Source organism: Streptomyces sp. NPDC058240 (assembly GCF_042882135.1).
Classification (GTDB): Bacteria; Actinomycetota; Actinomycetes; order Streptomycetales; family Streptomycetaceae; genus Streptomyces.
On the sequence record NZ_JBHVWT010000062.1, the window covers coordinates 1 to 20,961 of the forward strand.

The 20,961-nt window shown below is 67.8% G+C and carries 19 protein-coding genes and 8 pseudogenes; 14 read left to right on the forward strand and 13 right to left on the reverse strand.

From position 1 onward, the window contains the following. A partial coding sequence (locus tag ACFVX4_RS37845) for a transposase (RefSeq protein WP_389986806.1) occupies positions 1–253 on the reverse strand: 253 nt, incomplete at its 3' end. Positions 254–361: 108 nt separating this feature from the next. Between ACFVX4_RS37845 and ACFVX4_RS37850 the strand changes: the two genes are divergently transcribed. Further along, a complete protein-coding gene (locus tag ACFVX4_RS37850) occupies positions 362–562 on the forward strand; it encodes a hypothetical protein (protein ID WP_389986871.1) in 201 nt (66 codons plus the stop codon). Between the two features lie 126 nt (positions 563–688). On the opposite strand, the pseudogene ACFVX4_RS37855 reads toward ACFVX4_RS37850, so the two are convergent. Then, positions 689–871, reverse strand: a pseudogene (locus tag ACFVX4_RS37855) (hypothetical protein); the annotation flags it as partial. A 124-nt stretch (positions 872–995) separates the two neighbouring features. On the opposite strand from ACFVX4_RS37855, the gene ACFVX4_RS37860 reads away from it, so the two are divergent. Beyond that, the gene (locus ACFVX4_RS37860; RefSeq protein WP_389986809.1) at positions 996–1,721 is read left to right on the forward strand and encodes a class I SAM-dependent methyltransferase; all 726 of its coding nucleotides are present in this window, start codon (positions 996–998) and stop codon (positions 1,719–1,721) included. A 133-nt stretch (positions 1,722–1,854) separates the two neighbouring features. Then, positions 1,855–2,403 (forward strand): annotated as a pseudogene (locus ACFVX4_RS37865) (transposase); the annotation flags it as partial. 77 nt (positions 2,404–2,480) lie between these two features. Here ACFVX4_RS37865 and ACFVX4_RS37870 read toward each other — a convergent pair. Both ACFVX4_RS37870 and ACFVX4_RS37875 read right to left on the reverse strand, forming a co-directional pair. Beyond that, positions 2,481–2,714 (reverse strand): annotated as a pseudogene (locus ACFVX4_RS37870) (CPCC family cysteine-rich protein); the annotation flags it as partial. 90 nt (positions 2,715–2,804) lie between these two features. Beyond that, positions 2,805–3,341 carry a hypothetical protein gene (locus ACFVX4_RS37875; protein WP_389986812.1) on the reverse strand — a complete coding sequence of 179 codons (537 nt, stop codon included), beginning with the start codon at positions 3,339–3,341 and terminating at the stop codon, positions 2,805–2,807. A 238-nt stretch (positions 3,342–3,579) separates the two neighbouring features. Between ACFVX4_RS37875 and ACFVX4_RS37880 the strand changes: the two are divergent. The 4 genes and pseudogenes from ACFVX4_RS37880 to ACFVX4_RS37895 form a co-directional block, all read left to right on the forward strand. Further along, a pseudogene (locus ACFVX4_RS37880) lies at positions 3,580–4,207 on the forward strand (transcriptional regulator); the annotation flags it as partial. A gap of 207 nt (positions 4,208–4,414) precedes the next feature. Further along, positions 4,415–5,410, forward strand: coding sequence for an NAD(P)/FAD-dependent oxidoreductase (locus ACFVX4_RS37885; protein ID WP_389986815.1), 996 nt, complete (start codon positions 4,415–4,417; stop codon positions 5,408–5,410). Between the two features lie 157 nt (positions 5,411–5,567). Then, positions 5,568–5,684 carry a hypothetical protein gene (locus ACFVX4_RS37890; RefSeq protein WP_389986818.1) on the forward strand — a complete coding sequence of 39 codons (117 nt, stop codon included), beginning with the start codon at positions 5,568–5,570 and terminating at the stop codon, positions 5,682–5,684. A 583-nt stretch (positions 5,685–6,267) separates the two neighbouring features. After that, a pseudogene (locus ACFVX4_RS37895) lies at positions 6,268–6,489 on the forward strand (AAA family ATPase); the annotation flags it as partial. Between the two features lie 83 nt (positions 6,490–6,572). Here the strand turns inward: ACFVX4_RS37895 and ACFVX4_RS37900 are convergent. The 3 genes from ACFVX4_RS37900 to ACFVX4_RS37910 all read right to left on the reverse strand — a co-directional run bounded on the left by ACFVX4_RS37900 (position 6,573) and on the right by ACFVX4_RS37910 (position 9,684). Beyond that, complete coding sequence (locus ACFVX4_RS37900) at positions 6,573–7,499, reverse strand: NADP-dependent oxidoreductase (RefSeq protein ID WP_389986821.1); 927 nt, start codon at positions 7,497–7,499, stop codon at positions 6,573–6,575. A gap of 69 nt (positions 7,500–7,568) precedes the next feature. After that, complete coding sequence (locus ACFVX4_RS37905) at positions 7,569–8,693, reverse strand: FAD-dependent oxidoreductase (RefSeq protein WP_389986824.1); 1,125 nt, start codon at positions 8,691–8,693, stop codon at positions 7,569–7,571. Between the two features lie 97 nt (positions 8,694–8,790). Next, the gene (locus ACFVX4_RS37910) at positions 8,791–9,684 is read right to left on the reverse strand and encodes an NADP-dependent oxidoreductase (RefSeq protein ID WP_389986827.1); all 894 of its coding nucleotides are present in this window, start codon (positions 9,682–9,684) and stop codon (positions 8,791–8,793) included. A 71-nt stretch (positions 9,685–9,755) separates the two neighbouring features. On the opposite strand from ACFVX4_RS37910, the gene ACFVX4_RS37915 reads away from it, so the two are divergent. Next, positions 9,756–10,325: a TetR/AcrR family transcriptional regulator gene (locus tag ACFVX4_RS37915; RefSeq protein ID WP_389986830.1), complete on the forward strand. Its 570-nt coding sequence runs from the start codon at positions 9,756–9,758 to the stop codon at positions 10,323–10,325. Between the two features lie 127 nt (positions 10,326–10,452). Beyond that, a pseudogene (locus ACFVX4_RS37920) lies at positions 10,453–11,502 on the forward strand (Mu transposase C-terminal domain-containing protein); the annotation flags it as partial. Here ACFVX4_RS37920 and ACFVX4_RS37925 read toward each other — a convergent pair. From ACFVX4_RS37925 to ACFVX4_RS37935, 3 genes and pseudogenes are all read right to left on the reverse strand, one after another. Beyond that, positions 11,425–11,768: pseudogene (locus tag ACFVX4_RS37925) on the reverse strand (transposase); the annotation flags it as partial. The pseudogenes ACFVX4_RS37920 and ACFVX4_RS37925 sit on opposite strands and share 78 nt — an antisense overlap. A gap of 38 nt (positions 11,769–11,806) precedes the next feature. Further along, a complete protein-coding gene (locus ACFVX4_RS37930) occupies positions 11,807–12,628 on the reverse strand; it encodes an SDR family NAD(P)-dependent oxidoreductase (protein WP_389986833.1) in 822 nt (273 codons plus the stop codon). Positions 12,629–12,645: 17 nt separating this feature from the next. Beyond that, a complete protein-coding gene (locus ACFVX4_RS37935; protein WP_389986836.1) occupies positions 12,646–13,059 on the reverse strand; it encodes a PPOX class F420-dependent oxidoreductase in 414 nt (137 codons plus the stop codon). Between the two features lie 156 nt (positions 13,060–13,215). Between ACFVX4_RS37935 and ACFVX4_RS37940 the strand changes: the two genes are divergently transcribed. Then, a complete protein-coding gene (locus ACFVX4_RS37940) occupies positions 13,216–13,755 on the forward strand; it encodes a TetR family transcriptional regulator (RefSeq protein ID WP_389986839.1) in 540 nt (179 codons plus the stop codon). A gap of 147 nt (positions 13,756–13,902) precedes the next feature. Here ACFVX4_RS37940 and ACFVX4_RS37945 read toward each other — a convergent pair whose 3' ends face one another. From ACFVX4_RS37945 to ACFVX4_RS37955, 3 genes and pseudogenes are all read right to left on the reverse strand, one after another. Further along, positions 13,903–14,709, reverse strand: coding sequence for a DUF6262 family protein (locus tag ACFVX4_RS37945; RefSeq protein WP_389986874.1), 807 nt, complete (start codon positions 14,707–14,709; stop codon positions 13,903–13,905). After that, a pseudogene (locus ACFVX4_RS37950) lies at positions 14,667–14,882 on the reverse strand (transposase); the annotation flags it as partial. The gene ACFVX4_RS37945 and the pseudogene ACFVX4_RS37950, both read right to left, overlap by 43 nt. Further along, positions 14,833–14,979, reverse strand: coding sequence for a hypothetical protein (locus ACFVX4_RS37955; RefSeq protein ID WP_389986842.1), 147 nt, complete (start codon positions 14,977–14,979; stop codon positions 14,833–14,835). The pseudogene ACFVX4_RS37950 and the gene ACFVX4_RS37955, both read right to left, overlap by 50 nt. Before the next feature lie 258 nt (positions 14,980–15,237). Between ACFVX4_RS37955 and ACFVX4_RS37960 the strand changes: the two genes are divergently transcribed. The 4 genes from ACFVX4_RS37960 (at position 15,238) to ACFVX4_RS37975 (ending at position 20,832) form a co-directional block, all read left to right on the forward strand. Further along, entirely contained in the window at positions 15,238–15,501 is a 264-nt protein-coding gene (locus tag ACFVX4_RS37960) for a hypothetical protein (RefSeq protein WP_389986845.1), read from the forward strand. An 83-nt stretch (positions 15,502–15,584) separates the two neighbouring features. After that, positions 15,585–15,761 (forward strand): hypothetical protein, encoded by a 177-nt coding sequence (locus ACFVX4_RS37965; protein WP_389986848.1) that lies wholly within the window; start codon positions 15,585–15,587, stop codon positions 15,759–15,761. 506 nt (positions 15,762–16,267) lie between these two features. Then, positions 16,268–16,768 carry a hypothetical protein gene (locus tag ACFVX4_RS37970; protein ID WP_389986851.1) on the forward strand — a complete coding sequence of 167 codons (501 nt, stop codon included), beginning with the start codon at positions 16,268–16,270 and terminating at the stop codon, positions 16,766–16,768. 842 nt (positions 16,769–17,610) lie between these two features. Continuing rightward, positions 17,611–20,832 (forward strand): Tn3 family transposase, encoded by a 3,222-nt coding sequence (locus tag ACFVX4_RS37975; protein ID WP_389986854.1) that lies wholly within the window; start codon positions 17,611–17,613, stop codon positions 20,830–20,832. Positions 20,833–20,961 lie beyond the last annotated feature (129 nt).

Genomic DNA, 20,961 nt, shown 5'->3' on the forward strand with positions numbered 1-20,961 from the left:
TCGCGAAGTACGCCGCGCATTTTTTCAGGAAGGAGTTCTCCATCTCCAGCTCTCGGTTACGTCGCTCGAGTTCCTTCAAGCGCGACCGCTCGCTCGGTTCCTGCTGCTTCTGGTACTTCTTCACCCAGCCACGTAGCGTCTCCGGATTCAACTCAAGCTCCCGGGCGACTTCAGAGATCGTCTTGCTCGACCTCAACGCGATCTGGACGGCTTCCTCGCGGAACTCCGGCGAGTATTTGCTGGGTGGCGCCACTTCTTCCTCGTTTCCTTCTCAGGGCGATCCTATTGGATCCCTGTCCGGAAACTTCGAGGCACCCCACTGCTGGCAAGGTGGCTGGGGTGGGGCGTCAGTGCCCTCCTACTGGTCCGTGGCGTCGGTATCGAGGTGCTGCTGCTGACCAACACAACGCACCTGGACACCTCCGTGAGCGTGGGGCAGCGGGCCTGGACGCTGGTCCTCTGGAATCCCTGGTTCATCGCCGGAGGACTGGCCTTCGGCCTAGCCACCCTTCGGTCCAGCAGGCATACCGACGCAGAACCGCCACCCGCGTCCAGCCGCTAATTGCTCCGCCAGTCAGCCCACAGCCCCACTATTCCAACAGTGGCAGGTCACACACCATCAGACAGGGTGGCTCCCAACCTCACCACCCCACCGGCTCTACTTCACCTTGTCGAAAGCAAGGTGGAGCTGGAAGTCGATCTCAAGGAACCGGCAGGAGGTCCGGAAGTTTCGGGAGATGAACACCTTGCCGTGGTCACAGACGATCGTCTCGGGGACGAGCACGGGTTTGGCGGCGGCATGTTCCAGGCGTTCGTCCAACGTCAGCAGGCGGCAGTGCGGCAGCACCGACCGCGACATCTTTAGTGCGTCGAGGGCTCGCCCTGTCCCGCAGACAACGTAGGGAAGCTTGATCTGCACGGACTGCTGGTGCCGCACGAGAACCGTCGGCGAAACTCGGTAGCTGTTCGGGTCCAGCTCTGCATACGTTCGTCGCATGGCTGACGACTGCTTCGCGCATCCACGACTCGCCGCGATCTACGATCCGCTCGACCCCGACCGCAGCGACCTCGATGCATACCTGCAGATGGCAGAAGAGTTCGAGGCACAACGAGTACTGGACATCGGTTGCGGCACAGGGGTGTTTGCACTTCTCCTGGCTGACCGCGGGATCGAGGTCGTCGGCGTCGATCCCGCCCTGGCGTCCATCGATGTCGCTCGGACAAAACTGGGCAGTGAACGAGTGCGCTGGATCTGCGGTGACGCGACAGACCTCCCCCCGCTCCAGGTCGACCTCGCGACGATGACAGCGAATGTTGCCCAGGCCATCGCCGATCCGCATACGTGGCAGAAGACGCTGCAAGGAGCCTACGAAGCACTACGGCCCGGCGGGCATCTGGTCTTCGAGACCCGCGACCCTGGCAGACGCGCCTGGGAAGAGTGGACCCGCGAGAACTCCTATCGCGTGACAGAGATCCCAGGCATCGGCTCCGTCGAGAGCTGGGTCCAGCTGATCGAGGTGAGCTTGCCCCTCGTGACATTCCGCTGGACCTACGGGTTCGCTGCGGACGGACAGGTGCTCACATCGGACTCGACGTTGCGTTTTCGGGAGCGAGAGGACGTCGAGCAGGACCTGATCGCGCACGGATACGTGGTAGAAGACGTGCGCGATGCGCCCGATCGCCCAGGAAGAGAGTTCGTCCTCCTGGCACGACGTCCATGATCTCTAGTGATCCACGCCACTCAAACTTCCCTACGTTCTCCTGTGGGGCAGACGTCATCCGTTCGGGATCCTCCACGGCACCGACTATGCGGCCTGACGCCACGTGACCTGCTCATAGCTTGAACCGCGTCGCAGCGTTTTGGACGCGCTGCCGAAGTCGGCCCAGCCCGCGGCCAAGCGCGCGATCCAGGAGATCTACAATGCCGAGGACAAGGAGCACGCGGCCAGGGCCGTCCGCGATTTCGAACGGTCCTACCAGGCGAAATGCCCCAAGGTCGTCAAGCGGATCACGGACGACGAGGACGAGCTGCTGGCGTTCTTCGACTTCCCCGCCGAGCACTGGGTCCATCTGCACACCACAAATCCGATCGAGTCGACCTTCGCCACGGTCCGGTTGCGGGCGAAGGTCACCAAGGGCGCCGGCAGCCGGGGAGCCGCCCTCGCCATGGTCTTCGAGCTGATCGAATCCGCGCAGGCCCGCTGGCGCGCGGTCAACGCACCCCATCTCGTGGCGCTGGTGCGGGCCGGCGCCCGCTTTGAACGCGGCTCGCGTTCGCTGTGCGCCGCACTGACGTCGATCACCACTTCGCGGTCCGGAACGAAGGCTAGCTCCTCGGTGGCTCCCCAAAAGGAAGGGAGCCACCAGCACAGGACCGACCGGTCTTCCGGCCAAGGCCGCTGATCGTTCTCGAGGTCCCCGAACAGATCACTCGCCGGGGCGATCGGGCGCCACGCCGGGGCGAGAGGTTCGTCATCAGCAGGCGGCCGAACGAAGCGCCGGCCGCGCTGATCGCATGCACCATAAGTCTGAAAGTTCCGCTGAGCCTCAAGGAGCGACACCCTGTTGGCACCACCCGGCGTGCACGGCCAGCGGAACTGCACCAGGTCGTCGTCCCAGAAGCAGATCGGACAGGTGGCGTACGAACCGGGCCATCCGTCCTCGGCATCGAAGACGAGATGACCACAGCACGGGTAAGGGCGGCGGGTATCCACCAGCTCAGTCTGGGCTGTGTTGTGAAGGACAGCGACTCAATTCCTGGAGAGCGGTCCATCAGGCTCGATTGCGAAATCCCGCCGGAGGCGTCACCCGTCGAATCCGCGCCACTCGATGTCGAGCCGGCCGAGCGGTCGTAGCGCACCGCGATGGTGGGCCCCGATCTCGACGGTGATCTCGTCCGTATCGTGTCGACTCTGCGAGACCTGGGCAATCACACCAGGTCCGACAAGGAAGATCTTCGGAACGATCGGTGACATGAACGGCAGGAGCGGGACGCGCTGCAGCAGACTCTCGAGCAGGGGCATCAGCCGCTCGGCGGGGCCCTGTGTGCCCGCATGGTACGGGGCAGTCACTGCCGCTTCATGAAGGGAAAACTGCAGAAGGAAGCGACTCAGGGGCTCCTGTTCAGGCACGGGAACGTTCATCGTCGTGAGCCCGACAGCCGGGTCGACGTCCCCGGTCTCGGGTTGCCAGGGGATCGACCAGTCCCAGCCACCCTGGTTCTCAACGGCGAAGACCATGCGTTCCCCATGGCGGCGTGATGCGATTCCGGCCGGCGGTTCGATGAAGTTCTGCTGTCCGAGGATGGCCGGGCGCCTCTCGGCAAGGCGGTAGAAGTCCAATCCTGGTCGTGCCGCCGAGGAGGTCCTCGGTGGCCTGGCCGACATCGGGCCGCTGCGCTTCGAGCGGCTCGTCAAGCGGTTCGCCGACTGGGCCCGCCAGTACGGCCTCCGCATCACCGAACCCGACCACGCCTCGGCGCACTGACACGCCTCATGGCAGAGCCCGCTGACGTTCTCGCAGCAGACGACACCTGCACCGGGCCCGTGCCGAGAAGGCCGGGCGAGAGGTCACCCCTGCAGGACCCGGAGCCCGTTCACGCCGGACGGCACCCGCCCGACCGGCCCGGCCTGGTACCAGACGCACACCGTCGCCTACGCCCAGGAGCTCGGCTACGACGTGCACCCGATCGAGGCGTACCTGCGCCGCGAGACCGGCGCATACCTGGACCCCTGGCACGACCGGCTCAAGACGGCGTACGTCGACACCCTCGCCGACCTCGGCGTCACCCGGGACCTGGACGACCGCCGGTTCCTCGCCGCGATGGAGCGGCACAAGCAGACCGACCCGGCCCTGGCCGCCGTGCTGACCGCGATCAAGGCCACGGTCAAGGGCGGCGTCGGCAAGCTCCGCGAACGCCCGCAGGGAAGGCGAGACGTGGCCGGCCCTTCAGCGGCCGACCTGGCGCCCGGACATCCGGGCCGCCGTGATCAGCAAGGCCCGGGTCAACATGCACCGCAAGCTCAACAACATGGCAAAGATGACGGGCCTGTACCCACTCGCCGTGCTGTCCGACTGCGTCGTCTACCCCAGCCCCGGCGACAGCCCGCTCGACTTCCTGTCGTACGCCGCCAGCGGCAAGCCGCAGCCGGGCGGCTTCCGGCTGGGACCCACGCCGGGCCTGGCGAAGCTGGAGGGCGTCCAGTCGAGCGCTTCAGTTGGTGGATGAGCACGCTAGTTGGCGGAGCTGAGCGCTTGAGTTGGCGGACGGGGTGCGGCCTGCGACGCTTACCTGCAGGGGTGTTCACGAGTGCCGATGGCCTGGGCAGTCGTCGGTCAGTGGGCGTCGACCCACCAGGCCGCGCGGGCGGACGCTAGGGTCGTGAACGTGTTGAGCTCATCGGTGAGTGGGGACTTGGTCGTCGTCGGCGCCGGCATTGTCGGCGCATCGGTGGCCTATCACGCCGCCCGGGCGGGCGCCGCGGTGACGTTGGTCGACGCCGGGCGGCCAGGCGCCGGCGTGACGGCGGACTCGTTCGCCTGGGTCGGAGCGTCTGGCGTGCGTGAAGGTCCGGCCGCCGGGCTGCGGGCCACCGCAACGGCGGAGTACCACCGACTCGGGGCCGAGTTGCCGGGACTCCCGGTTACCTGGTCCGGCTCGCTGAGCTGGACCAGGGAGGACAGTGCGCCGGACGCCGGGCCCGGGCAGACGATCGTGGACGCGGCCACCGTGGCGACGCTCGAGCCCACCCTTCGGCAGCCTCCGGAGTGGGCTGTCTGGGCGCCGAGTGACGGCGCTGTTGACTCGGTGGGCGTGACCGAGCGGCTGGTCGCGGCCGCTCGCACCCATGGAGCTCGGGTACATCTGGACACGCCGGTTACCGCGGTCCGCCGGGATACAGCGGGCCAGATTACCGGGGTTGAGACGGCAGCAGGACCCCTCTCCGGTGCGACGGTGGTGCTGGCGGCCGGAGTTGCCACGGCCGCGCTGAGCGCGCCGCTCGGCGTGCGCGTCCCGGTCGAACCGTCGCCGTCGCCGCTGTTCCGGCTCCGCGCCCCGGCCGGTCTGGTCCGCACCGTGGTCAACACTGAGGACTTCGATCTTCGGCAGGTCGCCGCGGACCGGCTGATCGCCGCCGCGGACTCGCCCGAACGGACCCTTGCCGCCGTCCGGTCCACTTTCCATGGCGCCGGGAGCGTCGAGCTGCTCAGCACCCGACTCGGAGCGCGCCCAATGCCGGCCGACGGTGAGCCGATCATCGGCCCGGTCGCCGAGGTCCCCGGCCTCTACTTGGCAGTGATGCACTCGGCGGTCACGCTCGCCGCGGCCGTGGGCCGCCTGGTCGCGCGGGAGTTGGTCGACGGAACCGTTGAGTCGGCTCTGTCAGGTTGCCGCCCGGATCGCTTCTAATGGCACGGCCCCGTTGCAGCCTGCCCCGCTGCTGCTCTCGGAGCAGGATCGCCTGACGTTGAGGTCGTGGTCCCGCTCAAGGTCGATTCGGGCGGGGTATGTCGAGCGGGCGCGGATCGTGCTGGCGTGTGCGCAACCAGGCGCGGGAACGAGCTCGGTGGCGGCCGCGGTGGGCTCGACGCGGCCGACGGTGATCAAGTGGCGGGAGCTGTTCCGGGCGCACGGGCTGGCAGGGCTGGCCGAACCGGGGACCTGCAGGCCGGTCGGCGCTTGATCGTGTCCTGAAGGGCCTTTGACGTCGGCATCGATCGACCGGGCCTTCCTGGCGCCGTCCACTCGCTGACAGGGTCGGAGCAGTCCCGGCCGTCGAAACCGTGCAGACCGAGAACTGCTCGGTCCCGGTTGTAACGCCGCACATGCCACGGCCTCACTTCGCTCCGCCAACTCTCGCGCACATCCGCCAACTGAAGCGCTCAGTCACACCCGCCCATGAGCCGAAGCACGCTAGTTGTCACATAGGCAAGCTTGTTGTCACCGTCGGCGCCGTGGGCCCGATATCGATCTGAGCCGGGATGTCCTGTCGTACTGAGGTTGTCGGATTCTCACCGCTTCTCGTTTGCGCTGTCGGATTCTCATTGCGTCGCGCGCTGAGCGGCGGCGTTTGCCTCGTACTTGGGGTTTGATCCCATTTGCCTGGCCCGGTTCTCTCTGTACCTGTCACGGTCGTTCGCGGCAGGTACGCGGAGCCGGGGGTGGCGATGGATCCGGGTCTGGTCGATGTCGAGTGGGCCGACGGTGAGGGCGGCGGGCTGAGGAAGTCCGTACTGGGGGCGGTGTCCTGGGTTCCGTTCGAGTCGGTGCTCCCGCCCCGCCGGGTCCTACCCGGGCCGTCCGAGGAGAGGCTGACCGAGGAAGCCGCGACTGCCGTCATTGACCAGGCATGCCGAATGCTGCGGCTCCCCACCGTCCGAGGGCAGTTTCCCGATCTCGCCGGGGCCGCGTCGCGTGAGCAGATGTCGTACCGGGGTTTCCTCGCGGAACTGCTGCTGGCCGAGTGCGACGACCGGGCCCGCCGCCGCTTGATCGCCGGGGCGCTGAGCTCCTCTTCCAGGTGCTGACGGAAAGGGACGGTAGGCGGCGAGCCCGACCAGGCCCACGGCTGTCAGGGCACGGTGATGACGATCTTGCCGCGCGCATGGCCGGTGGCGCTGACGTCGTGAGCCGTGGCGGCCTCCTTCAGCGGGAACACGGCGTGCAGCGGGACGGTGAGGCGGTCTTGGTCGGCGAGATCGGCCGCCAGTGGCAGCCCTGCCCAGCCCGGCGACTCCCCTGCTTCGGAGCGGGAGAACCGCACTCCGTGTCGGTCGGCGTCGAAGTCCGCGATGGTCACCACGCGATGCGGATCGCCGGCGATGGCCACCAGTTCGGCCAGAGAGCCCTTACCGGCCGCGTCCAGAACCACGTCGACGCCGCGCGGAGCCAGTGGGGCAAGGCGATCGGCCAGCCCCGCCCCGTAGGTGACCGGTACGACGCCGAGCTGGTCGAGGAAGCCGTGGTTGCCTTCGCTCGCGGTGCCGATCACGGTGAGGCCGCGGGCCTGGGCGAGTTGTGCGGTGATGGTGCCGACGCCTCCGGCGGCACCCTCGATCAGCAAAGTCATGCCCTCGGCGGCTTCCAGGGCCTCCAGTACCCGCGTGGCCGTGTCGATGTTGCCTGCGGCGCCGCCCGCTTCCTCGAAGGACCACGACCGGGGCTTGGGTGCCCATGCCTCCAACACGGCGTACTGGGCTGCAGCGCCTCCCTGATTTACGAAGGGGACGAGGCCGAAGACCTCGTCTCCCACGGCGGTGCCGGTCACCCCCTCTCCCACCTCGTCGACCATTCCGGCGGCATCCATGCCGGGGATGTGGGGGAAGTCCAGGGTGGCGATGTCCCGCAGCAACCCTGAACGCAGGTAGCAGTCAACAGGAGTGACGCCGGTGGCACGCACCGCGATGCGGACCTGACCGGGCCCGGCGTGCGGCTCTTCGACCTCCTCCACGCAGAGGACCTCGGAACCGCCGTAGCGGTGGTATTGCACAGCAAACATGGGCAAACTCCGTATACATAGCAAGTCGTTCAGCAGGAGAGCTTGCAGTCGCTCACCTCTGCGGCACTGTCAGGTTCCCGCTGGTTCTCGTTCGGTGAAGAACTTGATCACCTCCTGGGACGTGGGGTTGTGGGCGACTGCGGCGGCGGCCGCGGCGCTGCGGGGGAACAGCCCTCGTTCGTACTCGGTGAGGGCGGTTTCGATGTCATCGGGGTGTGCGGCGAGGGCCTTGCCGAGTTCGGCGCCGTCCTGCATGGCCAGGTTGGCGCCCTCGCCGTTGGGGGTCGAGAGGTGGGCGGCGTCGCCGAGCAGGGTCACTCCCGGCACCCGGTTCCAGCGGTGCCCGACCGGCAGGGCGTGCAGGGGGCGCAGGACCGGCGCGGTCTCGCCGGCGGTGATCAGGGCGGTGAGTTCCGGTGCCCAGCCGTCGTACTCCTCCGCGATCCGCGCGGCGGCTGCGGCGGCATCGGTGAAATCGATGGTCGCGAACCAGTCTTGTGGCTTGGTCAGCGTGATGTAGGTGTGGAGGGTCCCGTCCTTCTCCCGGTGCGCCACGAACCACTTCCCGTTCCCGTCCGGGTCGAGCGCTACAAGCGTTCCGTCGCCGACCGCTTTCGCGGTGGCCGGGTATCGGGTGTCGGCGTCGTGCAGGTGGGTCTCGACGAAGGACCGGCCGACGTATGCGGGCGTGGTGTCGCAGAGCAGCGGTCGCACTCGTGACCAGGCACCGTCCGTGCCGACCAGCAGGCTCGTGGCGACGGCGGTGCCACCTGCGAAGGTCACCTCGTGGCGGCCCTTGGTGAGGGCGCGGACGCCGGTGGCCTTGTGGCCCCATCGGACGGTGTCGGCGGGGAGTGCGTCGAGCAGGATTTGTCGCAGTTCGCCGCGCTGTACCTCGGGGCTTTCGCCCGTGCCGTCGTCGGCCTTGTCGAACAGGACGGTCCCGTCTCGGCCGAGGAGCCGTATCGCTTGGCGGCCCTCCAGGACGATGCTGCGGAACTCGTCCGTCAGACCGGCAGCCTTGAGGGCGAGTTGGCCGTTGCGGTCGTGGATGTCGAGCATCCCGCCCTGCGAACGCGCCGTCGGGGAGGACTCCGCCTCGTAGACCGTGACGGGGATGCCGTGGAGGTGCAGGACGCGGGCCAGGACGAGGCCGCCGAGTCCGGCGCCGATGATCGTGACAGGAGTGTGCATGGGGCTCCTTGCGTGTCGCACACCTGCCGGGTGGGTCTGGGCAGGATCGCTGGAAGGAAGGCAGCTTGCCGGGCTGTGCAACCGGGCAGAAAACGGCTCAGACGACGATGACCCGGCGCCCGCGCGTGTGACCGGCCCGGCTGTCGATGTGCGCGGCCGCAGCCTCGGCGAGCGGGTACGACTTCTCGACCGGGATGTGGAGCTTTCCCCGCGCGATGAGGCCGACGGCCTCGGCGAGGGCTTCCGGTACGTTCCCGGTCACGCCGGAGTACCGGACACCGTGTTCCGGCGCGCCGAGATCGGCGATGGAGATCACCTTCTGCGGGTTCCCGGTCAGTTCGACGAGTTCGCGGATCACTCCGGAGCCGGCCAGATCGAGGGCTGCGTCGACATGGCCGAGCTGCCGCACCCGCTCGACCCAGCCCTCGCCGTATGTCGTGGCGACGGCGCCCAGGCTGCGCAGGTAGTCCTGGTTCGCGGCCCCGGCCGTGCCGATCACCGTGATGCCGCGGTCGCGGGCGATCTGCAGCACCGCCGATCCGACTCCGCCGGACGCTCCGCTGACCAGCAGCGTCTGGCCGGGCTGCACACCGGCCTGGCGGATGATGCGCAGCGCGGTCTCCACCACGGAGGGGTATCCGGCCGCTTCTTCGAAGGTCAGCCCCTCGGGCATTCGGGCCCAGGCCGACAGCACGGCGAACTCGGCATAGGTGCTCGAGCCTCGCCCGAACACGTGGTCGCCGACCTCGACTCCTTCGACGCCCTCGCCGACCTCGTCCACCACCCCGGAGGCGTCCTGCCCGACTCCGGCGGGCAGGACGACCGGGCGGACCTTCTGGAACTGGCCTTCACGGATTCTCCAGTCGACGGGGTTCACGCCCGCCGCCCGCACGGCGATGCGTATCTGGCCGGGGCCCGCGTGGGGCTCCTCGGCGCCTTCGAGGTGGAGAACGTCGGGACCGCCGAACTCGGCGAAGCTCACTCTCTTCATGCAGCCGACCGTAACACTAACGGTTGTTGTTGAGGAACAGTTACTCCTTTGGATTTGATAGTGTCAGCGACATGACCGAGCCGCCCGGACGCCGTGAGCGCAAGAAGGCCGCGACCCGACAGAAGATCGCCGACACCGCCCTGCGGCTCTTCCTGGATCGCGGGTACGACGCGGTGGGCATCCGCGATGTGGCCGCCGAGGCCGACGTGGCCGTCACCACGCTCTTCTCCCACTTCGCCTCGAAAGAGGCCCTGGTGTTCGAGCAGGACGACAACTTCGAGCAACGCCTCACGCAGGCGGTCACCAACCGCGCACCGCACGAACCGCTCATCCCCGCACTGCGCCGCGAGATCCAGGAGATGGTCCGGCACTGCACGGCGGACGGCACCGTCCCGATCTACCGCATGATCGACGAGTCACGTGCCCTGCGGGAGTACGAGGAGTCGATGCGGCTGCGTCATGCAGAGTCGCTGGCAACGGCCATCGCCGCCGATCCCGGCCTGTCACAGACCACAACGGCCTGCCGGACGATCGCGAGGTTCGTGATCGACGCCTATTCGCTGGCCCGTGAGACGGATGATCCGCAGGCCGCGTTGGACGAGATCTTCCAGATGATCGAGGCGGCCTGGGAAGTCACCTGACCTACCACTCTGCGAGCATCGCCCGCGAGGTCGGGCCCACCCTGGCGGCAGGCTCAAGGACGTCAGGATCTCCTGCAGAGCAACTACTTCGGCGGGGCTGGCGCAGGGTGCCCGGCCAGCTGCCTGGTCGGTGCTGATCGACCGGACCGCGCTGGAGGGGCCGATGCGCGGGGCGGCGTCGCCCGCGCTGGTTCCGGAGACGGTGCTGGTCGATCACGGCAAGGTGTTCGTCTCGGAGCATCTGACCAGCGTCTGCCGCCGGCTGGGGATCTCGGTGCAGCCTGCTCGGTTGCGGACGGGCCGGGACCAGGGCCCGCTGGAGAGGTTCTTCCTGACTCTGCGCGAGGACCTGTTGCAGGCCCTGCCCGGCTACAAGGGGCCCGATCTGCACTCGCGCGGCGAGCGCCCCGAGGGGGAGGCGTTCTTCTTCCTCCACGAGCTTGAGGCGATCATCTGTGAGTGGGTGGCCTGCGTGTATCACCACCGGCCGCACACCAGTCTGGTCGATCCCGGGGTGCCGGGGCTGCGGATGTCGCCGGCGGCGATGTTCGAGCACGGGTTGAACAGGGCCGGTTACATCGAGGTGCCGCGCGATCCGGATCTGCCTTTTGAGTTCCTGCGGGTGGAACGGCGGAAGATCCAGCACTACGGCATCGACCTCGACGCACGCCGCTATAACGGTGCCGTCCTGGATCCCTACCGCGGTCTGCTCAGCGGCGACCGGGACGGCAAGTGGCCGATCGCGGTGAACCCGGACGACATCAACGCGGTCTACTTCCGCGATCCCGCCGACCGCCGGTGGCATGCGCTGGCCTGGGAACACGCGCCGGGGCGTCACATGCCGGTGAGCGAGGAGGCGTTGCAGTTCGCCCGCCGCCTGGCCGCGGCCCGGGACCGATTCCCGGACGACAAGGCCGCGGTCCGTGACCTGTTCGAGCGGTGGAACCTCGGTCTGGGCACCACGCTGGTCGAGCGCCGCATGGCGCTGCGGCTCGCACGGGAACAGGCCGCCCTGGACCTGCCCGCGCCCGAGGAGAGCGTCGCGACGCTGCCGAGCGTCAGACGCCTGATGGACCTGCCGCAGACGACACCACCACAGCCCGCGTCGGCGGCCGCGCAGGAGACGGGTGACGACGACGCGGCTGACGAGGCCGGGCTCGTGGAGCTGGAAGGGGACCACGCTGTGGAGCCGGGCCCACACCCGGCCCGCGCTCCACTGGGCGAACCGCCGGTAGACTGTCTGCCAGGCCGGGCCGAACACCGGCGGGAGCTGCCTCCACGTACAGCCCGAGGTGGCCACGAAGATGACCGCGGCCAGAACTTCACGGTCGCCAGCCCGACGTCGGCCCCGCCCTGCTGACGCCTCACCACCGTGGGCGGCACCACCCGCCGGAACAACACCCACAACTCATCCGGCACCAAACGCTCCACCAGATCCGTCATGCACATCTCAACGAGCGATCACGCCATGGAAACGACGTCTAATCAGCCAGCAGCCTCTCCGTGTGCTCGCGTAGCCGCCGCGCTTCTTCGACCGCGAACTCAGGACCGTGTGGGCTGAGCGGCTCACCCCGCACGAAGGCGCTGAGCAACGCAGCGGGCGGGTCATCCAACACCTTGAGGATCGGCACTATGGCCTCCTCGACCGACTGTGCAGACTGGCGCATGGCATCGATCTGCGCCATGACGTTCGGGGTGTACTGCCCGGAGAAACTGGTGCTGACCATTCCCGGGTTGAGCAGTACATACCGCACGTTCGTCCCCGGCCGGCCGGCCGCGAAGCCGACGCCGAGCAAGTCGTTGAGCCGCCCGCCTTGTGCGAGCGCCCGTTGCCCGTCGTACTCCAGTGCCAACTCCAGGTCCTCCCAGTGGATCTCTCCTCCGCCGCCGGGACCGGCGACGTTGAGAATGACCGGGGTGTCAGCGGCTTCAAGCCGGTCAACCAGCTCGTAGCTCAGTACGAAGCGGCTCAGGTAGAAGTGCGCGAAGGTGTTCTCGAAACCCTCGGCCGTGACCAGACGGGTGCTCCGGAAGTGCCGGGCGCACAGCACCAGAGCGTCGATCTTTGCGAAGGACGACCTGATTCTGTCGGTCACCGCTCTGGACTCGGCTACCAGGCTCAGGTCGGCGCGTATGAAGTGCGCCCGTCCGGTCGCATCACGTTGTCGCGCAGCGTCGAGCCATGCTTCGCCCTTCTCCGCACTGCGCCCGACGACCACCACCTCCTGCCCCCTTTCCAGGTACTCGAGTGCGAGCGCCTTGCCAATGCCGTCCGTGCCGCCAGTGATGACGTAGGTCTTCATCCCCGCTCTCCTTCGGCTCACAGGAACCGCGCCGCAATCTTTTCGGGGGTGACGTGGACGGTGACCAGTTCCGGGAGGGCGGCATACGACTCCGGGTGGTGTTCGGCGTATGTCTTGCCGGTGTACTTGACGGCCAGTTCGTCCATCCGCTCCCGGCTGCCCGCGCTCTCCAACCGTGCGGTGCCGCTGATCACCGCGTACCCGTACGGCTCGTCCGGCGGGTTGACCGTCACGCTCAGCCGCGGATCGCGCCGCAGATTGCGCACTTTGAGCTTGTCGATACCGGTCACGAAGAACAGGTCGTCGCCATCCCGCCCCACCCAGACCACTGACTGGTGCGGGCTGCCGTCGGGCTGGAGGGTCGCCACGGTGACGAAGACTCTGGAATCGAGGGCGTCTTGCAACTTCTCGGACATGTGGACCGGGCTCACGCATGACTCCTGGGATGAGAAATGAGGACTGATGCGACAGCGGATGCATCAGACCGATCAAGAGCCACAACTATGTGACACTTGATCGGTAACTTGCAATAGGGGTGTGGCATATATTGGCCCATCAGCCCCGTATCTGCGTATGCTCCGGTCACGATGAGAGCTGACGCAGCACGCAACCTGGACGCGGTCCTGCAGACCGGAGCACGCCTGTTGGCGCAGGACCCCGGCACGAGCATCGCGGCGATCGCAGTGGCGGCAGGCGTTGACCGACGCACCGTCTACCGGCGCTTCAGGACCCGCGAGGCGCTGATGGCCGCCGTCCACACGGCCAAGCTCGACGCCTGCGAGCAGGTCCTCGCCCAGGCGCGGCTGGCAGAGGCACCCGTGGCGGTGGCGCTACACCGATACGCGGAGGGCATCATCACCGTCAGCAGACGGTGGCCGGTGGACTTGCAGCAGGTAGAGGACGAAGCGGCGGCTGCCCGTCTCCACTGGCTGATCGAGCAACTTGACGCCTTCTTGGCCCGCGCGGTGCGCGAGGGATTCATCCGCCCCGGTCTCCCGGACCGCTGGGCCCGCTCCCTGCTCGTTCATCTCACCAACATCGCCTCGCACGAGATGTCGGAGCTGGCTCCTGCCCAGGGAGCCGACATGGTGGCCCAGTCCCTGTTCACCGGACTCGGCCCCACTTGACGCAACTGCGCCACCCGCTTCCGACCGTCACGCACCCGTGAAAGGGGATCAGGGCAGAAACACGCGGGTCAGCAGTCCATGGTCGGAGAATCAGGCCGAGTTCCACCGGGACGGTGGACGGGCCGTGAGTTGGTCAGCGGGACAGGATCAGGTCGCTGATCCCGGGTTGGTGACGCGGGCTTCGAGGTCGGCGACGCGGCGGTCTTGGAAGCGCAGGTTTGAGCGGGCGGCCTTCAGCCGCTCGTCGAGGGTGCGGTTGTCGGTGGTGAGCTGGCGGACGCGCCGCTTGAGTATGGTGTTCTCGGTGGTGATCTGCTGGATGGCCTCCTCGGTCCACTCGGCTTCCAAATCGTGGACCTGGCCGAGCAGTTCGCCGATCCGGGTGCGCTGGCCCAGGATCTCGGCCTGGGCCGTCTTGAGGGCGTCCTCGGCGCTGAGTGCGCGTTCGCGCCAGGTTGCCTCGCGTTCGTCGTCCTGGTCGGTGAGCATCCGGGTGCGGCGTTCGTCGGCCTCGGCCATGGCGGTGGCGACCGCGGTTCTGGCCTCGGAGTTGTCGTAGAGGAAAGTGCGGGAGACGTCCGCGCGGCGGGCAACGGTGGCGACGCTGACCTGGGCCTTCTCGCGTCGGAGGCGGGCGATGGCCTCGTGGGCCCGTTGGAGGGCGGTCTCGGTCTTGCGGCGGCGGGCCGCGAGGGCCGCGGCGGTTTCTCCAGAGCGGCGCGCATGGCCTCGGTGACCAGCTCCAGGCGGGTCAGGTCCCGCACCGCGGCCAGGACGTGGGTGGAGTCGGTGCGCTGCCGGCCGCGTTCCCGGACCAGGCCGACCGCCCTGATCTTCTCCAGCGCGAGGTCCAGCAGTTTGTCGGCCCGGCCCTCCGCGGCCAGGCGCTCGCGGAAGTCGGCCAGGACGCTGTGGTGGAAGCCGGGGTCCTCCAGCTCCATGCCCAGGGCGTATTTGAAGTCGATGCGGTTCCGCACGGACTCGGCGGCCTGCCGGTCGGACAGCTCCAGCAGGAACTGCAAAACGGACACCGTGGCCAACTGGGCAGGTGACAGGAGCGGCTGGCCGTCCCTGGAATTACAACTCCTCGAAGTTCTCGTCGCTCCACAGGCCGTTGAGATGGTCACGGATGGCCATGGCCGTGGTGCCCCTGGGATTGCTCGCCCGGGCGACCCGCACGGTCAGCTCGGGAACCACGCAGCCGGTACGGGAGCGAACACACATCTCGGACCTCCGAAGTCGCGGGCCACAACCGTGCCACCCACGCAGATCACCAGATCCGTGATTCCTGGAGCGACCACCACGAACGGGTGAACGTCGTCGTCACACCAGTCACCCCAACCCCAACCCCAACCCCAACCCCAACCCCAACCCCAACCCCAACCCCAACCCCAACCCCAACCCCAACCCCAACACCACAGAGTACGAGCGAAGCGTTCGCCCAACGGTCACCAACGCATCGCTGCGGCCTGCACGGAGCAGGTGGGCGACTTCGCGGTCGAGATCCAGAACGCGGCGGCGGACGAAGACGAGTTCCGGACACACCAGAAGGTGCGCCTGCCGCGTGCGCGGCAGGAACTCGAAACGGCCCAGCAGAACACCGCGTCCCGGGACGCCGCCCTCAAGAACCTCGAACGTGTCTGCGCCCAGCAGAAGCGTGACCCCCGCCGGAAGGCCGCCCTCGCCGAGCTGGAAGCACAGCGTGACCGGTGGCAGGAACTCACCGGGAAACGACCCCCGCGGTAGGCGAACCGGCCGGTCAGCCCCTGCCGTCCTGGGCACGGCCGGTAGGCGAGCCGCTCGTCGGAGGAGGCCAGGCGGACTGTACGGTGCGGCGGCCGCGAACCGCTCGGGCCCGGCAGCGCGATCACGACGATGACGGCCGAACGCGATATGGTCGCGCCGGCTCCGACGCGGCGAGGGCACTGGGCATCGAGGCGGAGCGGATCACCCACACCGCCGCCCGGGTCCGCAAGCTCGCCGACCAGGCGGAGGCGGGCGCGTGACGAAGACCGAAGAGGAGCACGGGCCGCAGGACCGGTCGAGGGCGACAACGCCCCCGCCGCCAGCACAGCCGCCAAGAGAGAACCGGCTATTTTCTCCAGACGCGCCTGCCGAGCTGGGCACAGCAGCCGGGGAGACACGTTGGGAGCCGTAGGATTCCGGAAAGCGTGCTGCCGGTTCTGCACCGAAGGGTCCGACCCGGGCGCGCAAGGGATGACCGACACCAAAGACGGCATCTGCCGCGTACCGCAGGGCGCTCGATGCTCACAAGGCGGCCCAGCGCGCGAGCGCCCAGACCTCGCCGCCCCCTGCCGACCGTCCGTTCCGGGCAGACGGTGATGTACACAGCCGTGCCGTGGCCCGGGCGCGGGCGGAACGTGCCGCCCGGACCGGGGAATCTGCCGCGTGACCGGCCCCGGCAGCCTTCTGCCCAGGCCAGCCGGTGGCCCATTGGTTACGGGTCAGCCCACCTGGTGCCGCCGTCACGGGATAGCCCAAACTGGCCCGCATGGACTGGTTGCCGCTGCTCTCCACCCTGGCCGGGGCCGCAATCGGCATCGTCGCTACTCTCATCGCCGATCGGAATCGGTGGAAGCGCGAGGATGTCAAAGAAGCCCTTCGGCTGCGGCTCGACATCTATACGCAGTACACCACCACTGTGAAGGTCCTCGGTGAGACCCTGCGGGCCCTGGCCGAGCGAGAGCACCCTTCCGACGACGAGCGGGCGCTTGCGCTGCGCGAGGCCTTTCGGGATTCAGGGATAGGTATCGCGTCAGAACGGATGTGGCTCATCGCGCCCCAACCCGTCGTCCAGGCCTCCAACAGCGTGTTCCACTGCCTGCGACGCATCTGCGACGGCTACATCGACGGCACTGCTGTCAGCAGTTCAGAGGATCGCGCCCGCTGGGAGGCACGCGGCAAGGCAGCCGCCAAGATGCGCAAGCTCATGCGTGAAGATCTCGGCGTTGGCCCACTCACCGAACGCCACAGCCCCCTTCTCAACGACTAGAACAACCCCGCCGCGCAGTAATCGTGACCGTGGCACCAACGGCATGCGGAATGAAGGAGACGTGATGGTCGATCGGTGCCGTACGGGACAGGGCGGGGCAAGGACGATCTGGCGCGGATCGCTCTGCGCCGCGCGATTCAGGCCGCCAGGTTCCATCGGGGCCGGACCGCCCGGCGAAGGTCTCAGCCGGCGCCTCGCCGGGAAGATGCACGCCCGGTGCCCGTAGCCGTGGCCATGATGGAGATGCTGGAGCACGCCGGCTCGCCCGTTCCCGCGGTCAACACGCTGGTACGGCGGTGGCCCGCGCTTGCCGGAAGGCTCTCCGAGAATCTGACCGCAGTCGGTTTCGATCCGGCTTCCGGCACTCTGAGCCTGCGCGGCAAGTTCTCGGCGTGGACGGCCCTGGGCCGCCTTCTCGCAGACGGGATCGTCCAAAATCCGACAAGTCCTCCGCGACGGGCAAGCTCAAGGGCACCTACAACCTGAAGAACGGCGTCGGCGCCGACTGCGGGAACATCCAGTCCGTCTCCTCCAGCGTCACGCTGAACATGGCTGCTACAAGCAGAACCCTGACAGCGGGGTCTGGTGGATCTACGTCAAGGCCGGCCCGAACTGGGGCTGGATATCGAGCGACAACTTCGCTTCCTTCAGCGGCGGCTCCGGCTCGGCGGGCCCGAACTGCTGACAGCCTTGGCCTGAAAGACCGGTGGAGGTGTGACCGAGATACGCGTCAAAGGGGCAACGGGATGATCTTGAAGCCCTGAGTGCCCGTCGCCCGTCACCCATTCGGCTCAGTGTCGTTGGTGGTGATGTTGAGCGTCGTCTGGGGCCTGGGGTGGGTTGTGACATCGATTGAACGGACCGCGTATCCGCGGTTCAAGCGGCTGATCACCGCGCATGAGCTGCATCTGTTCTTCTCCCCGAGTCGCGATGAGTTGGAGTGGGCGGCCGATGCCACGGACTGCGAAGAGCATCTGCTGGCCCTGCTGCTGATGCTGAAGTCGTACCGGCGTATGGGGTGTTTCCCGGCGCTGGAGGACGTCCCGGAGATGGTGGTGGACTTCGTCCGGCGGGCGGTGGAGCTGCCGGAGGGCACGCTGCCGGTGTACCGGGCGGAGCGGACCGCCAAGCACCACCGGGGCCTGGTCCGCAAGCAGGCCGGCGTGACGTACGACCAGGCCAAGGCCCGGGGGATCGTCGAGCAGTCGATCCGCAAGGAGGCCGCGGCGAAGAACCGACCGGCGGATCTGATCAACATCGCGCTGGAGAAGGTGGTGGAAGCCGGGCTGGAGCTGCCCGGGTTCTCGACCTTCGACAAGATGGCCTCGAAAATCCGCACCGAGGTGAACGCCTCGATCTGTGTGGGCATCCACGACCGCATGAGCGCTGCTCAGCGGGCGGGGCTCATGCGGCTGCTGGAGGACCGTGACAGCGACGGGACGACGCTGTTCAACCGGCTGAAGAAGCCCGCCAAGGGCCCGACCTGGTCGCACTTCAAGAACCTGACCAAGCGTCTGGAATGGCTGGACGAGCTGGGCGACACCGATGTGTGGATGGAGGGTGTCGCCGCGGGAAAGGTCACCGACTTCGCCGGGGAAGCGGACGCGGCGGACGCCTCGGAGCTGCGGGACTTCGCCTCCGTCAAGCGCATCGCACTGGTCGCGGCCCTGACGCACAAGGCGCGGATGCGGGTGCGGGACGACCTGGCAACGATGTTCTGCAAGTGTGTGGCGATGAAGATCAAGAAGGCCAAGGCGGAGCTGGAGGAGATCCGGCTCGCGGAGCGGGAGATCGTCGAGTCCCTGATCGGGAACTACCGCACGGTGCTCAAGCACATCGACGAGGGCGGCCCGGCCCAGGAGGCACTCACGAAGGCCGCGGCCATCACCGCCGAGGTCCGCCAGGCCCTGGATGGTCTGGACGAGGAGGCGTCGGTGGACGAGGTCGCGACGCGGCTGGAGGGCAGGGTCTCCCCGGCGGTCCTCGCCCTGGTGAAGGCCCAGGTGGTGCAGGCCGGCGGGTTCGGCGCGGTCACCCGCGCGGTGGAGGGCTTCGGTGGCTTCGCGAAGCAGTACGAGCAGATCGAGAAGGTCTCTGCCCACCACGGCAACTTCTGGGAATTGCTGCTGTACGGGCAGATCGGCCGGGACCGGGCGGTGATGTTCGACCTGGCCGACAACGACAAGCTGAAGTTCACCGCGACCAGCGAGGACAGCCGGGTGCTGGACGCACTCGAGCACGCCCAGCGGCACCAGGCGGCCCGCGGCGAGTACATCACCGCCTTCAACGAGGAGGGCAAGGAGGTCGATATCTCCTTCGCCACCCAGAACTGGCGCAAGGCGGTGGTCGACAAGACCCGGACCGGGCAGTTCGTGCGCAAGCACTTTGAGGCGATGGTCTTCACCGCGCTCGCCGAGGAACTGCGCACCGGTGACGTCGCGGTGGTCGGCTCGGAGGAGTACGGCGACTGGTCCGAGCAGCTGCTGGCCTGGGAGGTCGTCCAGGAGACGCTGGGGTCCTACCTGGTGGAGGTCGGCCTCGCCGAGGCGGGCGAGAGTGCCGAGTTCGATGCGAAGTTCTTCCGCCGGCAGTTGGAGGACAAGCTGCGAAACGCCGCCGCGGCGGCGGATGCCGGGTACCCGGAGAACGACGGCCTGGTCATCGATCCGGAGACGGGCGTCCCGTCACTGAAGGCGTTCCGGGCTGACGGCCAGCGGCCCTCGGCGAAGCGGCTGGAGCAGGAGATCAAGGCGAGGATGCCGGAGCGTTCCCTTATGGGGATCGTGGCCCGGACCGCGTACTGGGTGGAGTGGTGGCGCCGTTTCGGCCCGCCGTCCGGCAACGAGCCCAAGCTCACCGACCCCTTGGGCCGCTACGTGATCGTCACGTTCGTCAAGGGCACCAACATGGGTCCGTACGAGGCCGCCCGGCACATCCCCGGCGTGAGCGGACACGAGCTGTCGTACGTCGCCAACAAGCACTTCTCGATCGTGCTGCTGAACGAGGCGGTCGCCGACCCGGTGAACGCGCACGCCCGCCTGGACATCTCGCAGGCGTGGGGCGACGGGACCGCCGTCGCGGCGGACGGCACCCACATGGACACGTACCTCGACAACCTGCTCTCCGAGACGAGCGTGAGGTACGGCAAGCCGGGCGGCATCGCCTACCACCACGTCTCGGACACCTACATCGCGCTGTTCACGCACTTCATCCCGTGCGGCGTCTGGGAGGCCGTCTACATCATCGAGGGCCTGCTGAAGAACACCAGCGAGGTGCAGCCGACCACCGTGCACGCGGATACGCAGGGCCAGAGCTTCCCTGTCTTTGCGCTCGCCCACCTCCTGGGCTTCGACCTGATGCCCAGGATCAGGAACTGGAAGGAACTGACCTTCTACCGGCCCTCCAAGCAGAGCGAGTACGTGCACATCGACGCCCTGTTCGGGGAGCCGGGCAAGAACGTCATCGACTTCGACCTGATCGAGTCCCAGTTCCGCCACCTGATGCGCGTGGCCGTCTCCGTACGCGAGGGCACCATCTCCTCCTCCACACTGCTCAAGCGCCTGCGCTCCGGGTCGCGAAAGAACGCCACCTACGCCGCCTTCCGCGAGGTCGGCCGCGTGATCCGCACCGTGCAGCTGCTGCGCTACCTCTCCGACGCGCCGCTGCGCCGGCGGGTGACGGCGGCGACCAACAAGGTGGAGTCGTTCAACCGGTTCTCCCAGTGGATTGGCTTCGGCAACCGTGGCGTCATCGCCGACAACGACCCCATCGAGCAGGAGAAGGCGATGAAGTTCAACGCGCTGCTCACGAACGCGGTGATCTTCCACAACGCCCTGGACATCGCGGAGATCGTGCGGCAGCTGCTGGAGGAGGGATGGGAGATCGACCCGGAAGACTTGGCGCACATCTCGCCGTACCTGACCGAACACATCAACCGGTTCGGCGAGTACAGCACCCACGAACTCGGCATCCAGCCCGACGCGTACGACCCGAAACTCGACGTCGACTTCACACCGCTGCGCGAGCAGGACCTGACCGCCGCCGGCCTCGGCCAGGCCGCTTGACCGACCGCGATCGTCCTCGTGTGGGCGCTGGCCTTAGAGTCGAAACAGGGGGGGGGGGAGAAACGCCCCCCGCCGTCCGCCTCGCTTCCCTTCTCTCCGCTGCTCTCTACCCGTGGACGCTATCCTCGC

Excerpts from the sequence above, each read along its gene's own strand:
- ACFVX4_RS37970 (WP_389986851.1), top strand. The coding sequence starts at position 16,268 with ATGGACTGGTTGCCGCTGCTCTCCACCCTGGCCGGGGCCGCAATCGGC.
- ACFVX4_RS37905 (WP_389986824.1), bottom strand. The coding sequence starts at position 8,693 with ATGCACACTCCTGTCACGATCATCGGCGCCGGACTCGGCGGCCTCGTC.
- ACFVX4_RS37860 (WP_389986809.1), top strand. The coding sequence starts at position 996 with ATGGCTGACGACTGCTTCGCGCATCCACGACTCGCCGCGATCTACGAT.
- ACFVX4_RS37915 (WP_389986830.1), top strand. The coding sequence starts at position 9,756 with ATGACCGAGCCGCCCGGACGCCGTGAGCGCAAGAAGGCCGCGACCCGA.
- ACFVX4_RS37930 (WP_389986833.1), bottom strand. The coding sequence starts at position 12,628 with ATGAAGACCTACGTCATCACTGGCGGCACGGACGGCATTGGCAAGGCG.
- ACFVX4_RS37910 (WP_389986827.1), bottom strand. The coding sequence starts at position 9,684 with ATGAAGAGAGTGAGCTTCGCCGAGTTCGGCGGTCCCGACGTTCTCCAC.
- ACFVX4_RS37955 (WP_389986842.1), bottom strand. The coding sequence starts at position 14,979 with ATGTGTGTTCGCTCCCGTACCGGCTGCGTGGTTCCCGAGCTGACCGTG.
- ACFVX4_RS37940 (WP_389986839.1), top strand. The coding sequence starts at position 13,216 with ATGAGAGCTGACGCAGCACGCAACCTGGACGCGGTCCTGCAGACCGGA.
- ACFVX4_RS37900 (WP_389986821.1), bottom strand. The coding sequence starts at position 7,499 with ATGTTTGCTGTGCAATACCACCGCTACGGCGGTTCCGAGGTCCTCTGC.